This is a genomic window from Niveibacterium terrae (assembly GCF_048213115.1).
Classification (GTDB): domain Bacteria; phylum Pseudomonadota; class Gammaproteobacteria; order Burkholderiales; family Rhodocyclaceae; genus Niveibacterium; species Niveibacterium terrae.
Genome location: NZ_CP172404.1, coordinates 3,737,120 through 3,749,774, shown reverse-complemented (window position 1 = coordinate 3,749,774; position 12,655 = coordinate 3,737,120). Strand labels below are relative to the sequence as shown.

Annotated in this window: 8 protein-coding genes and 1 tRNA gene; 5 read left to right on the top strand and 4 right to left on the bottom strand. The window is 65.3% G+C overall.

Annotated elements, in window-relative coordinates; all coding sequences use genetic code 11:
• Positions 1 to 37 precede the first annotated feature (37 nt).
• From ACHFB9_RS17165 to ACHFB9_RS17150, 4 genes are all read left to right on the top strand, one after another.
• Complete coding sequence (locus tag ACHFB9_RS17165; RefSeq protein WP_417068732.1) at positions 38 to 940, top strand: amino acid ABC transporter substrate-binding protein; 903 nt, start codon at positions 38 to 40, stop codon at positions 938 to 940.
• Between the two features lie 68 nt (positions 941 to 1,008).
• Positions 1,009 to 2,640 carry a methyl-accepting chemotaxis protein gene (locus ACHFB9_RS17160; protein ID WP_417068731.1) on the top strand — a complete coding sequence of 544 codons (1,632 nt, stop codon included), beginning with the start codon at positions 1,009 to 1,011 and terminating at the stop codon, positions 2,638 to 2,640.
• 210 nt (positions 2,641 to 2,850) lie between these two features.
• A complete protein-coding gene (locus ACHFB9_RS17155; RefSeq protein ID WP_417068730.1) occupies positions 2,851 to 4,809 on the top strand; it encodes a methyl-accepting chemotaxis protein in 1,959 nt (652 codons plus the stop codon).
• Between the two features lie 50 nt (positions 4,810 to 4,859).
• Entirely contained in the window at positions 4,860 to 5,264 is a 405-nt protein-coding gene (locus ACHFB9_RS17150) for a DUF3718 domain-containing protein (RefSeq protein WP_417068729.1), read from the top strand.
• 172 nt (positions 5,265 to 5,436) lie between these two features.
• On the opposite strand, the gene ACHFB9_RS17145 is transcribed toward ACHFB9_RS17150, so the two are convergent.
• The 3 genes from ACHFB9_RS17145 to ACHFB9_RS17135 all read right to left on the bottom strand — a co-directional run bounded on the left by ACHFB9_RS17145 (position 5,437) and on the right by ACHFB9_RS17135 (position 8,752).
• Positions 5,437 to 6,534: a DUF6624 domain-containing protein gene (locus ACHFB9_RS17145; RefSeq protein ID WP_417068728.1), complete on the bottom strand. Its 1,098-nt coding sequence runs from the start codon at positions 6,532 to 6,534 to the stop codon at positions 5,437 to 5,439.
• 75 nt (positions 6,535 to 6,609) lie between these two features.
• Positions 6,610 to 8,595, bottom strand: a complete 1,986-nt coding sequence (locus ACHFB9_RS17140) for an acyltransferase family protein (RefSeq protein WP_417068727.1) — start codon at positions 8,593 to 8,595, stop codon at positions 6,610 to 6,612.
• A gap of 80 nt (positions 8,596 to 8,675) precedes the next feature.
• Positions 8,676 to 8,752, bottom strand: a tRNA-Arg gene (locus ACHFB9_RS17135).
• A gap of 137 nt (positions 8,753 to 8,889) precedes the next feature.
• Here ACHFB9_RS17135 and ydiK point away from each other — a divergent pair.
• Positions 8,890 to 9,960 carry an AI-2E family transporter YdiK gene (gene ydiK, locus ACHFB9_RS17130; protein WP_417068726.1) on the top strand — a complete coding sequence of 357 codons (1,071 nt, stop codon included), beginning with the start codon at positions 8,890 to 8,892 and terminating at the stop codon, positions 9,958 to 9,960.
• Between the two features lie 56 nt (positions 9,961 to 10,016).
• Here ydiK and ACHFB9_RS17125 read toward each other — a convergent pair whose 3' ends face one another.
• On the bottom strand, positions 10,017 to 12,566 hold the full coding sequence (locus tag ACHFB9_RS17125; protein WP_417068725.1) for a DNA topoisomerase III: 2,550 nt from the start codon (positions 12,564 to 12,566) through the stop codon (positions 10,017 to 10,019).
• Positions 12,567 to 12,655 lie beyond the last annotated feature (89 nt).

The following is a 12,655-nucleotide window of genomic DNA, read 5'->3' as shown; positions in this document are numbered from 1 at the left end:
TCCGGCTCCGTCAACGAGATGCTGCGGAAGAGATGCGATGAATACTCGGACAATCAGGTCACTGCTCGGATGCGCCTTGCTCGCCCTTTTGCTGGTTCCGCTCGCCGCGAGCGCCGCGGACAGCCTTGAGCGGATACGCGCGACCCGCACGCTGCTCGTCGGCGTGCGCGAGGCCGCCATTCCGTTCTCCTATCTCAACGAACAGAAACAGCCGGTCGGCTATACGATCGACATCTGCCGGAAAGTCGCCGATGCGCTGCGCCGGGAGCTGAAGCTCTCCGAGCTCAAACTCTCTTTCCAGAAGGTGACGACCGAGGACAGGTTCGACAAGATCGCTTCGGGCGCGATCGACATCGAATGCGGTTCGACGACCAACCTCAAATCCCGCCAGCAGAAAGTGGCTTTCAGCTACTCGATCTTCGTGTCCGGCACCCGTCTTCTGGTGCGCAAGGATTCCGGGATTTCCGGACTCGAATCGCTGAATGGCAAACGGGTCGGAATCGTTCGCGGAACCACCTCCGAGAAGATCTTCAGCGGACTCCAGGCGAGCGGGGCGGGGATGAAGCTGCAGGTTTTCGCCGGCAACGGCGAGGCGGTGCGGGCGCTCGATGCCGGGAAGGTCGACGCATTTGCCCAGCAGGAGGTGCAGCTGGCCGGCCAGATGGGGCGGCTGAGCCATCCCGAGCAGTTCGCGGTCGTCGGCGCCGGTCTGTCCGTGGAGCCTGTCGGTCTCGTTGTGCGCAAGGACGACAAACAGCTCCTCGCTCTCGTCGACAAGGCGCTGGCGGCGCTGTTCGCGAGCGGAGAGATCAATGCGATCTACGACCGGTGGTTCAACACCCCGACGCTGAAAGTGCCGATGAGCGCGATGACCCGCGATTCGCTGATGCATCCGAGCCACGAGGCCGGTGTCGTCCGGGTCCTGGGGCAGTCGTTCTGAGGTGGGTCAGATCAAGCCATGTCCGGTTTGCGGCGGAGATGACTAAAGAATAATCTGAGTCATCTCCGATGACAGGACTGGCCAACATGCGTATCTCCCGGAAATTGATTGCATCTTTCGCAATCCTCTCTTTGCTGACCGTCTTCGTCGGGGGAATCGGGATCATCGGCTTGGGCGATGTATCGGGAGTGCTTGACCGAATAAACGCGAGCTCCTTGCCAAAGGTTCAGCACAGTTCGGCGATGAAGGCGTCTTTGGTCGACTACCGGAATCGGGAGACCCAGCTTTTGCTGACTCGTTCTCCCGAGGAGATCGATGAGACGCTGGGGCGCATGACGAAGAACTTCGCCGATCTGAAGAGCGAAGAGCAGGCTCTGCTGCCCCTTCTCGTGTCGGGCGACGAAAAGGCTCTCCATGAGACGTTTGAGGCCAAGCTCGGCGCTTACCTGCAGACCCATCAGCAGCTGGAAGCCCTGGTTCGGGCGGGCAACATGGAGGCGGGTCTGGCCTACTTCCGCGGCGATTCCCGCAAGGCGTTTCGCGATCTGCTGCCCGCGGTCGACAAGCTGGTGGCGAACAGCACCGAAGGGGCTTCCCTGATCAGGGAGGAAGCCCAGCGGAGCTCTTCCACTGCGAACAGGATGCTGATCGCAGTCACCGTGGCGGCTCTGGCCGTCGCGGTGGCGATGAGCTATTGGCTCTTCCAGTCGGTGATCCCACCTCTGCGCAAGATCAGCCAGACGACCGCGCGGATGGCGAGCGAATCTGACTTTACGCTTCGCCTCGACGTGGTCAGGAGCGACGAAGTCGGAGAGACGGCTGAGGCCGTCAATAGGCTGGTCGCGTCAGTGCGTACGACGCTGAAGGAACTGCTCGAGGGTATCGCCCGCAACGCGGAGACGGCGGGTCGGCTTTCGGCCGCCGCCAGGCAGGTCTCCGGAAGCTCGGAGCGGCAATCGGAAGCCGCTTCGAGTATGGCGGCGACGATTGAGGAGCTGACGGTCAGCATCAATCAGGTGGCTGACAATGCCGGCCGGGCATTTGATCTGTCGCACAAGTCCGGGGAGGCCGCCCATGAGGGCAGCGAAGTCATCGGGGAGTCGGTGCGCAGGATGAAGGAGATCGCCGGCAGGATCGCCCAGACCGGGGACTCGATCGGGACGCTGGGCGCGGCCTCCCGCGAAATTTCCGGCATCGTTCAGGCGATCAAGGAAGTCGCCGATCAGACCAATCTGCTCGCCCTCAATGCCGCAATTGAAGCCGCCCGCGCCGGCGAGCAAGGCCGCGGTTTCGCGGTCGTCGCCGACGAGGTGCGCAAGCTGGCCGAGCGGACTGCGCATGCAACCCAGGATATCGGTACCAAGATCGCGGCGATCCAGTCAGGTGTGGACGGCGCTGCGGCGAGCATGGGGGCTGCGGTTTCGCTGGTCGAATCCGGCGTCGCGGTCGCCGACAGTGCGGGGGAATCCGTCAGGCTCATCAATGAGCGAACCCGCGAAGCCGAGGACGAGGTCAATGCGATCTCGGGGGCGCTCAGGGAGCAGGGCGAGGCGAGCAATCAGATCGCCGCGCACGTCGAGCAGATCGCCCGGATGAGCGAAGAGAACTGCCGGGGCGCCGGGGAGGCTGCCGGAATTTCACACGAGCTCGCGGCGCTCGCGGATGCGATGCGCAAAGCCGCCGAGCGCTTCCGGGTCTGAGTTTGAATCTATGAAATTGGTATTATTGATAAAAACGATAATATCTATCCAATAATCCCGTCTTAAAGACTTCTCTCCCAGGCCGATAGCCCTCCTGAACACAGGGGGTGATGTGTTGACCTGCACTTCCTGTCGTTCTTCGTCCCCGACGGCGCCGCCCAGGTGCGGTGCCGCGGAGGATCCCCCCACGAAGGACAGGAGAGATGCCGCGTGTTTTCCCGATTCACTGTTGTCCAGCGCATCGCTGGTGGGTTTGCCGTGCTGGCCGCGCTGCTGGTCGCGGTCGGCGGCTCCGGATTGATCGGCCTGAGCCGGGTCGATGGCGCGTTGAAGTCGGTCGCTTCCGCCGCGCACATCCGCATCGACAGCCAGACCTTGACCGTCCGCCTGCTCGAGGTCGGCCGCCTCGTCGATACCTATCACGCGAGCCGCGACCCGGAGAAGCTCCCCGAATTGCAGAGCCGTTTCGAGAGTCTGAGTCGCCAGATCGGCGCGAGCGGCGATTCCGGAGGAGATCCCGAACTCGTCGAAGCGGTCAATGCCCTGCATGGTCTGCTCGGGGAGGTGACCTCGACCGCCTCGCAGACCCTGAAGGCACACGGCGAATATGTCGCGAAGTTCAAGGCGACCGAGAAGGCGAGGGGGGCGCTCGAAGACAGCGCTGACGAACTCGACGCCGCGCTTGCCGACCAGCTCGACAAGGGAGGCGCCAATCGCGCCGCAATCGCGAAGCTGAAGAAGGACGTCAAGCAGGGCGTGATCGCCGCGACCGACGCGCTGCAGCGCCCGCAACTCGCCGGCGCCCGGATCGCCGCGAAAGACCTCGCTGCCCAGGCCCAGGATCTGGCCGGAGAGGCGAAGGCCTTGCACGGAGCCGACGCACTGAGCAGCTCGGTCGAGCACTATGTCGGCCTGCTGGCCGGGCCGGATGCCGCGCTGACCCACTTCGTCAGCGGTCTGGAGAGCGAGGAGAGGGCGGACAAGCTGCTCGCCGGGTTGAACCAGAAGATAGAGGCGACGCGGCGCAAGCTCGGCGAGCTCGATGCGCTGGCCGAACACCGCACCGACGAGTCGCTCAAGGCGGGACTCGCGACCGGCACGACCGCGAGCATCGCGATGGCGCTGATCGGGCTCGTCGCGCTGGGCCTCGCCGGTGCGACCGCCTGGTTTGTGACCCTGTCGATCCGCTCGCCGCTCGAAAAGGTCGTGACCCAGCTCAAGCTCGTCGCCGGAGGCGACATGACCCAGCATGTGCGCATTGCCGGCAGCGACGAGTTCGCGAACCTCGGGCGCTGGGTCAACGAGCTGACCGACAAGCTGCGCGACATGCTCAAAGAAGTCACTCAGGATGCGGCCAGGCTTGCCGCGGCCAGCGAACACACGGCGGCCGTCACGCAGCAGACCAACGCCGGTATCGCTCAGCAGAAGAATCGGACCGACGAGATGGTCGATGCGATGCACGAGATGTCGCGCAGCGTCGATGCGGTCGCCGACAGCGCCGGTCGCACGCTCGACGAGATCCGTTCGGCGCGCTCGGTCGCCGAACAGGGGCGAGCCGTGATCTCGTCCAACCTCGAGACGATTCACAGCCTCGCCGAGAACATCGAGAGCGCCGCCGAAGTCGTCGGCCGCGTCGACGACTATAGCGAGCAGATCGGCCGCGTCGTCGATGTGATCCGCGACGTGACCGAACAGACCAATCTGCTGGCGCTGAACGCGGCGATCGAAGCGGCGCGCGCCGGTGAGGCGGGGCGTGGCTTTGCAGTCGTCGCCGACGAAGTGCGCACGCTGGCGAGCCGCACCCGCGAGTCGACCGCAGCGATCCAGAAGACGATAGAGCAGCTCCAGGGCGGGGTTCAGGAGGCGGTTCAGGCGATGCAGGCGAGCCGCGAACGCACCCAGGCCAGCGTCAGCGAGGCGGGCGAGGCGGGTGAAGCGCTCGCCGCGATCCTCGAGAGCATGCGCTGTGTCGACCAGATGAGCGAGAGCATCGCTGAAGCGGCGCTTGCCCAGCGCCAGGTCACGCAAGGCCTGAACCGCAACGTCGACGAGATCGGCAGCATCGCCGAACAGACCGCGTCGGGTTCCCAATCCACCGCCTCCTCGGCGCGCGAGCTGGCCGCCCTGGCCGATCGGCTGCAGCAGATGGTCGTCCAGTTCCGGGTCTGATCCCCCCGCCGCCGTGCCTCGCACGGCGGCGATCTTGAAAGGAAAGCAAAATGAAAAAAATGACTCTCTGCCTGAGCCTTGCCGCGATCTTCGGCGCGAATGCCGCCTGGGCCGAAGACGACCTTGACCGTGCTGTTTCGAGCATCTGCGAATACACGAAGGCGAACGACCGCTCTTCGCTGCGCCGCAAGCTCGACGAGAACCGGATCGAGCTGCGCCACAGCTATGAGGACATCCGCTGCGGTAAGTTGTCGCTGCTGCGCACCGCGGCGGCGGCGGGCGCGCTCGATGCCGCGACGCTGATCGTGACCAAGGTCGGCCGCCGCGCGGTCGCCGAAGCCGAGGACGACGGTCAGACCGCGCTGCAGTGGACGCAGAAGCGCTACGACAGCGCCGATGCGGCCGGCAAGGGCAAGATCAAGCCCGTCCTCGATCTGATGCACGCGAAGCTCTGATCTTCAGCGAGGCGCACGAAAAGACGGCCCCTTGCGGGCCGTTCGTTGTTTCGGGGGGCGGCTTCACGCGGTCGGGGCACGCAGAGGCTTGCTCTCCCCGAACGCGGGGAGAGGCCCCTGAATCGCAACAAGATGGCCCAAAGCTGGCGCGGAACCCCGGGCTTTTCGCCCGCTATTTCCCGGAGGCGCGTGAACCGTAGATTCGAGCGATTTTTGCACGGTAGTCGGCGAGCGGCTCCATCCCCATCTGCGCGCGTCGGCGGTCGACGTTCGCCTCGTCCTCGACAGGGTAGAGCTCCCACTCGCCCTGCGCGTTCTCTCGGAACTGGCTGCCGTAGAGCTGCTTCTTCCCGTCGGTCATGAGGTCGCGATCGACCGACAGCGCAAAGTTGTTCAAGGGTATCTCGCCGGCCTCTGCTGCCGCTTTGAGCTGCGGGAGCACGCTCTTGCGCAATTGGCCCGACTCATGCTGGATGAGCGTCCACGCTGCCTGCTCCGCGCTGTATCCGACGAGTTCAGCGCGTGGCCAGCCGAATTTTTTGACGATCTCGACCAGGCGCTGTCTATTCTTCTCGTCCACTTTGGCGATCGCGGCTTGAGCCTCCTTGCTGGCGAACTCCTTGAGGTACTGAGTTCGAACGCGCTGATCCTCGCGCTCCATCTCGATCAACTCGGCGGAAAGCGCCGGTTCGCTTCCCTTCTCGGGGTAGAGTCCAAACTCGACCCTTGCCGGCCCGCCAGACAATTTCACGAGTTGCGACTGGCCGTACCATCCGGGGGCCTTTGCGGCGACGAGATACGATCCGGGAATCACCGACAGGCGACATTCTCCGTCGACGGCCTTCGTGTAGAAAGCGTCGCCAGTGTCCTCGCTCCAGCGGTTGGCAAATACGACGAGTCCGCCCGGTAGCTTTCCGGTCGGCGAAGTCACGCGCACGCCAATGCGGGGGGCGGCCGCGTCGAGGACGAGTTCTATCCCTTCGCTCCTTCCATGCTCAGCGACGGCGATTCCGCTCTTGTAAGCCGCGCCTGCGTCGGGGGTCGTCGCCGTTGCGCCATAGGTGCCGGCAGGCAGGTCGGTAAAGCGATATTCGCCGACGGAATCCGTCGACGTCACGCTCGGCGCGCGCGTGCCATTGCCGATTGCCACAGTCGCTCCGACGACGGGCTGTCCATCGTGCGCACGAACGTGACCGACGACATCTCCGGCCAACGCGGTCGAATCGATCAAAAGCGCTGACAGCAACAGAAGAACGTTTCTCTTTTTCATCCACTTTTTCCTTATCAGTTCAGGTCTGAAATGGTCTGCGCTGTCCATTGAACTTTGTAAGGCGGGCGGTGCACCTCAGTCGAAGATCAGTTCATCGAACCAGTCGCAGCGCTCGTCGATCACGCTGGCGGGGCGCAGGTGCGATTCGTCCTTGTAGAGTGGGCGGCCTTCTCTGTCGGTCAGCGGGCAGCGGCCCTTCGCACACAGGTGGTCGGCCGGATCGACGAAGGTCGCGCCGGTCTCGCGCGCGATCCGCTGCAGCCGGGTGTCGATCGGAGCCGCAGCGCGGCGAAAGCGCGCCTCGTCCAGATAGCCGGCGAGCAGGCCGGGGGAGGCTTCGACGTGGACGGGCAGCGGCAGGTGACGCGCCGCGATCTGTCGCGACTTCTTTTCGGGATAGGACTCGAAGGACTGTGGGATCGGACCCAGCAGCGTCACCGCGATGCCTTGCGCTCTGGCCGCGCGGACCCGCTCGGCGAAGCGCTCGAACAAGGCATCGAGCCCGGCTTCCGAGCGGACCGGCTGACACTGGCCTTCCCGCTGATGGCAGGACAGGTGCGCATAGCCGCCGTCGGCCTCGAAGAAGTAGGGTATCCACGAGGACGTGATCAGCAGGTGCTGCGGGCGCAGGGCCAGCGCTTCGCGCCAGGCCTCGCTGGCGAACTCGCCGCAGGGTTCGCGCGAGCCGATCCGCTCGTGGCCGGGAATCGGAAGGCAGCCGCCGTGGGTCAGGAACAGCACTTTTGCCGGGCGCTCGGCGAGCGCCTCGATGCGGGGGAACCACTGCTCGGCGTGCGAATCGCCGAGGACCACGGTGAGCCGCTTCGTCGGCGCGGTCGCGGCGAGCTCGGCGGTGATCCGGCTGCCGGGGTGCGTCTTCGCCGCAAAGCCCCAGTCGCCGTGCGCTTCTTCGAGCCGGGCGATCTCGCCGGCCTCATCTCCGAAAGGGCCCCAGGCCGTGCGCGCCGCCGTCAGAGCGGCCGGCAGGCCGAAAGCCAGGACGCCGAGCAACAGCGCGGCGGCGATCCAGGCCTGGCGCGGCGCCGCAAAGAGCTTGCGGCCCGGCTCCTCGACCCCGCGCCAGGACAGTTCGGCGAGGAGCAGTGCGACGGCGATGCCCGCCAGCCGGGCGGGCAGGCCCCAATAGCCGCACAGGTTCAGGAAGGCGACGACGGGCCAGTGCCACAGGTAGAGCGAATAGGATCGATAGCCCAGCCACTGCGCGAGCGCATTGCCGGTCAGCCGTGAGCGGCGATTCGCGAGCAACACCAGTGCTGCACCGGCGACCGGCCCCAGGGCCCAGGCGCCCGGCCATTTGAGCGCTTCGCTGGCGAGCGCGGCGCTGGCGAGGATCAGCGCGAGGCCGGCGAGCTCGGCGAGCTTTTGCGCCCAGCCCAGACGGGAGAGCCGGTCGCCTGCGAAGAACACCAGGCCTCCGGCCAGCAGCTCCCAGGCGCGCGAGTCGAGGCCATAGAAGTACCGGGTCGGCTGTTTTGGGGTCTGTAGCGCGCAGTTGGCGAAGAAGGCGAGCGCGAGCACGGCGAAGACGAGGATCTGGCCGCGTCGGGGCAGGCCCAGGTGGCGCAGGCCTATGAAGAACCAGGGCAGGATCAGGTAGAACTGCCATTCGACCGCGAGCGACCAGGTGTGGAGCAGCCACTTCGTGTTCGCGGCCGCGTCGAAGTAACCCGCCTCGCCCGTATAGGTCAGGTTCGAGACGAAGAGCAGGCTGTCGCGGGCATGGACGGCGAGACGCGCAAACCCGGCCGGCATCAGCCAGGCGGCACCGGCGACCAGGACGCAGCCCGTCATCGCCCACAGCGCTGGCGCGATGCGGCGAACTCGGGCGAGGTAGAAGTCGAAGGCCCGGAAAGGGGTTTTCGGGCTGTCGCGGCTGATGATCCGGGTCATCAGATAGCCCGAGATCACGAAGAACACATCGACGCCGACGAAGCCGCCGCCTACGCCCATCGAGAAATGGTAGAGCAGGACCAGAGTGACCGCGAGTGCGCGCAGGCCGTTGATGTCGGTCCGGAAGTCCTTGACGGGATGGGGGGGCATATCCGTTGGGGCGGCCGTAAGCGCTCCGCCGCTGCACAAAGACGAAGGGCTGGATCTCTCGATCCAGCCCGACTTGAATCTGGTGCATCCGACACGATTCGAACGTGCGACCCCTGCCTTCGGAGGGCAGTACTCTATCCAGCTGAGCTACGGATGCAGGAAGCGTGCGATTGTAGCCGAATTCCGTCCTCTGCGTCCATCGCCGCGCACGGCGATGCGCTTCGGGTTTGCGCGAGCGTCCGGGGGCCATAGAATCGGGCTCAACCCCGCAGCCGCGGTTACCGAGTCCCCACGATGAGCTTCTCGCCCAGCCACGATCTGGCCCGCACCCTTTTCATGATTCTGGTGATCGGTCTGCTGATCACCGGATCCCTGTGGATCGTCAAACCTTTCCTGCCTGCTCTGGTCTGGTCCGCGATGATCGTCGTATCGACCTGGCCGCTGATGAAGAAGGCGCAGAGCCTGCTCTGGGGGCGGCGGTCGCTGGCCGTGCTGGCGATGACTCTGGCTCTGGTGCTGATCGTCGCGCTGCCCATCGTGCTCGCGATCGGCACGATCATCGACCACCTGGGCGATCTGCGCGATGGAGTGACCGCGTTCTCGGCCGGGCCTCTTCCCGAAGCGCCCGCCTGGCTCGTCAAGCTGCCCTACGGGAGCCGGCTGGTCAGCGAATGGCACGGTTTCGTCGCGGCCGGGCCTTCGCAGTGGCTTGCCGAGCTTCAGCCCTACGCGGGCAAGATCACGGGCTGGATCGCTGCACGCGCCGGCGGGCTGGGCATGCTGAGCCTGCATGTGTTGCTGACCCTAGCGCTGTCCGCGGTGCTCTATGCGCGTGGAGAGGCCGCTGCGGCTGTGATCCGACGTTTCGCGCACCGGATTGGCGGCGAGCGGGGTGACACGGTCGTCGCGCTGGCGGCCCAGGCGGCCCGGGCGGTCGCGATGGGGGTCGTTGTGACGGCGCTGGTGCAGTCGGCGCTCGGCGGAATCGGTCTGGCGATCGCCGGAGTGCCCTATGCGGCGGTGCTCAGTTCGCTGATGTTCGTCTGCTGCGTCGCCCAGCTGGGGCCGACCCTGGTGCTGATCCCGGCGACGATCTGGCTCTTCTACCAGGGCAGCACCGGCTGGGGTGTGTTCCTGATCGCGATCACGCTCGCCGCGACGACGCTGGACAACATCCTGAGGCCCTGGCTGATCCGCCGCGGCGCCGATCTGCCTCTGCTGCTGATCCTGGCCGGCGTGATCGGCGGCCTGCTCGCGTTCGGCATCGTCGGTCTCTTCGTCGGCCCGGTCGTGCTCGCGGTCAGCTATACGCTGCTGACCGCCTGGATAGACGAGGACGACGGCTCGGGCACCGCCGAGCTCTGATCAACCGGGCGGGCTTCTCCCGCTCCGGCATCACGCTGAACCGCCGAAGAGCCCGGTTACTCCTTCGCGGTTTTGGCGCTGGTGCGCTTCGCCGCCGGCTTGGCCTTGGCGGCAGGCTTGGCCTCGCCGTCCTCTGCCTTGGCCTTGGTCGCGCGCGGTGCTTTCTTCTCGAACTCGAAGCCGACCTTGCCGGCCGCGTCGCGGACCAGGAAGGCCGAGAACTTGCGCCGGGTGCGCGACGAGATGAAGTTCTTCAGCAGATCGGTGCGCCCTTCGAGAAGCAGCTTCTTCATCTGCTCGGCTTCGATTTCCTGCTGCAGGATCACCTTGCCCGAGCGGAAGTCGCAGGACTTGTCCGGGCCGACCGATTTTTCGCAGACATAGGACATGCCGTGCTCGAAGACCTGGGCCTTGCACTTCGGGCAGGCGCCCAGAGGGGTGTGGGCCGAGAAGTCGACCGGTTCGGCATCCGCGCCCTCCTTGGGCTGGCCGAAGTCGAACTCGGGCTGCTTCTCGTCGTTGAGCTTGATGATCGCGTTGAAGGGCCGCCCCATCTTGTTGCGGAAACCGGTCAGCGGGCCGACGACTCCGTCGGTCAGCAGCGTTTCGATCTCGGCGAGCTCGAACTGACGGCCGGCGACGATCTTCCACAGGCTGTAATCGCAGCCGCTGCACTGGAATTTCTTGTAGGTCTCGCGGATCTGCTTGCCGCATTTGGGGCAGGGCGTCGCGAGGATTCCGAAGTCGCCGGGGATCGTATCGTTGTCGTAGGTCTTCGCGCGCTCGACGATGTGCTGGGTCATCGCGGCGATCTCGCCCATGAAGGCGGTGCGCGAGAGCTCTCCGCGCTCGATCAGGCCCAGCTTGTATTCCCATTCGCCGGTCAGCTCAGGCGAGCGCAGCTCCTCGATCCCCAGGCCCTTGAGCAGCGTGATCAGCGAGAACGCTTTCGCGGTCGGGATCAGCTCGCGGCCTTCGCGCAACATGTACTGTTCGGTGATCAGGTTTTCGATGATCTGGGCGCGGGTCGCCGGAGTGCCCAGGCCGCGTCCGCCCATCGCTTCGCGCAGATCCTCGTCATCGACGAGCTTGCCCGCGCCTTCCATCGCCGAGAGCAGCGTTGCTTCGTTGTAGCGCGCCGGCGGTTTCGTGACGTTGGGCTTGAGCAGCACCTCTTCGGTCTTGACCACTTCGCCCGGCTGAACCGGAGCCAGAGCGGGCGCGGAATCGTCGTCGTCGCTCGCCGCCTCCTTGCCGTGAATCGCCAGCCAGCCGGCATTGACCAGGATCTTGCCCTCGGTCTTGAACGCGTCGGCGCCGATCCGGGTGATCCGGGTCGTGACCAGGTATTCGGCGGCCGGGAAGAACACGGACAGGAAGCGCTTGACGACGAGGTCGTAGATCTTCGCTTCGGCTTCCGACAGGCTCTTCGGAGCCGTTCCGGTCGGCACGATCGCGAAGTGGTCCGAGATCTTCGCGTTGTTGAAGATGCGCTTGTTCGGACGCACCCAGCCCTGTTTGGCGATCTGGCTTGCGAAAGGCGCATAGCGCTCGGGCAGGCTTTTCAGCGTGTCGAGCACGGTCGGGATGTAGTCCTCAGGCAGCGCGCGCGCATCGGTTCGCGGATAGGTCAGCACCTTGTGCTTTTCGTACAGCGCCTGGGCGATCTGCAGCGTTGTCCGCGCCGAGAAGCCGAAGCGCCCGTTCGCATCGCGTTGCAGGCTGGTCAGATCGAAGAGCAGCGGCGAGAGCTGGCTCGAAGGCTTGCTCTCTTCCTCGACCTTGCCCGGCTTGCCGGCGCAGCGCGCGATGACCGCATCGGCACTGGCCTTGTCCCACAGCCGGGAAGCCGTCGCGTGCTCGTCGTTTTCATTCTTGCGGAAGCTCTCGTCGAACCAGCGGCCGATGTAAGTGCCTGCGGCGGCGCCGAAATGTCCTTCGAGTTCCCAGTAGTCGCGCGAGACGAACTTGCGGATCCGCTCTTCGCGCTCGGTGACCAGGGACAGGGTCGGGGTCTGGACTCGTCCGACCGTGGTCAGGTGGAAGCCGCCGGTCTTCGAATTGAACGCGGTCATCGCCCGGGTGCCGTTGATGCCGATCAGCCAGTCGCTCTCGGCGCGGCTCATCGCGGCATCGGCGAGCCCGCTCATCTCCTGGGCCTGGCGCAGGCGGGTGAAGCCGTCGCGGATCGATCCGGCCGTCATCGACTGCAGCCACAGCCTCTGCACCGGTTTGTCGGTCTTCGCGTGCTGGGCGATGTAGTGGAAGATCAGCTCGCCTTCCCGTCCCGCATCGCAGGCGTTGATCAGGCCGCTGACGTCCTTGCGCTTGATCAGCTTGGCGAGCAGCTTGAGCCGGTCGGCGGTCTTGTCGATCGGGTTCAGCGTGAAGCGGGGAGGGATCACCGGCAGATGGGCGAAGCTCCACTTGCCGCGCTTGACTTCGTATTCTTCGGGAACGGCGAGCTCGAGCAGGTGCCCGATGGCCGAGGACAGGACGTAGTGCTCGGATTCGAAATAGTCGCCTTCGCGAGTGAAGCCGCCGAGCGCGCGGGCAATGTCCTGCGCAACGGAAGGCTTTTCGGCGATGATCAATTGTTTTGTCATTTGAGCTCGGCTTGACCTCTCTGCTCCGGGGGAGCGAGGCCATGCGGGAAATTGGGTTAAAACGTCCGTCAGGCCTGCGGCCCGACGGA

Coding starts and splice junctions, on each gene's coding strand:
- ACHFB9_RS17165 (WP_417068732.1), top strand. CDS start 38: ATGAATACTCGGACAATCAGGTCACTGCTCGGATGCGCCTTGCTCGCC.
- ACHFB9_RS17160 (WP_417068731.1), top strand. CDS start 1,009: ATGACAGGACTGGCCAACATGCGTATCTCCCGGAAATTGATTGCATCT.
- ACHFB9_RS17150 (WP_417068729.1), top strand. CDS start 4,860: ATGAAAAAAATGACTCTCTGCCTGAGCCTTGCCGCGATCTTCGGCGCG.
- ACHFB9_RS17145 (WP_417068728.1), bottom strand. CDS start 6,534: ATGAAAAAGAGAAACGTTCTTCTGTTGCTGTCAGCGCTTTTGATCGAT.
- ACHFB9_RS17140 (WP_417068727.1), bottom strand. CDS start 8,595: ATGCCCCCCCATCCCGTCAAGGACTTCCGGACCGACATCAACGGCCTG.
- ydiK (WP_417068726.1), top strand. CDS start 8,890: ATGAGCTTCTCGCCCAGCCACGATCTGGCCCGCACCCTTTTCATGATT.
- ACHFB9_RS17125 (WP_417068725.1), bottom strand. CDS start 12,566: ATGACAAAACAATTGATCATCGCCGAAAAGCCTTCCGTTGCGCAGGAC.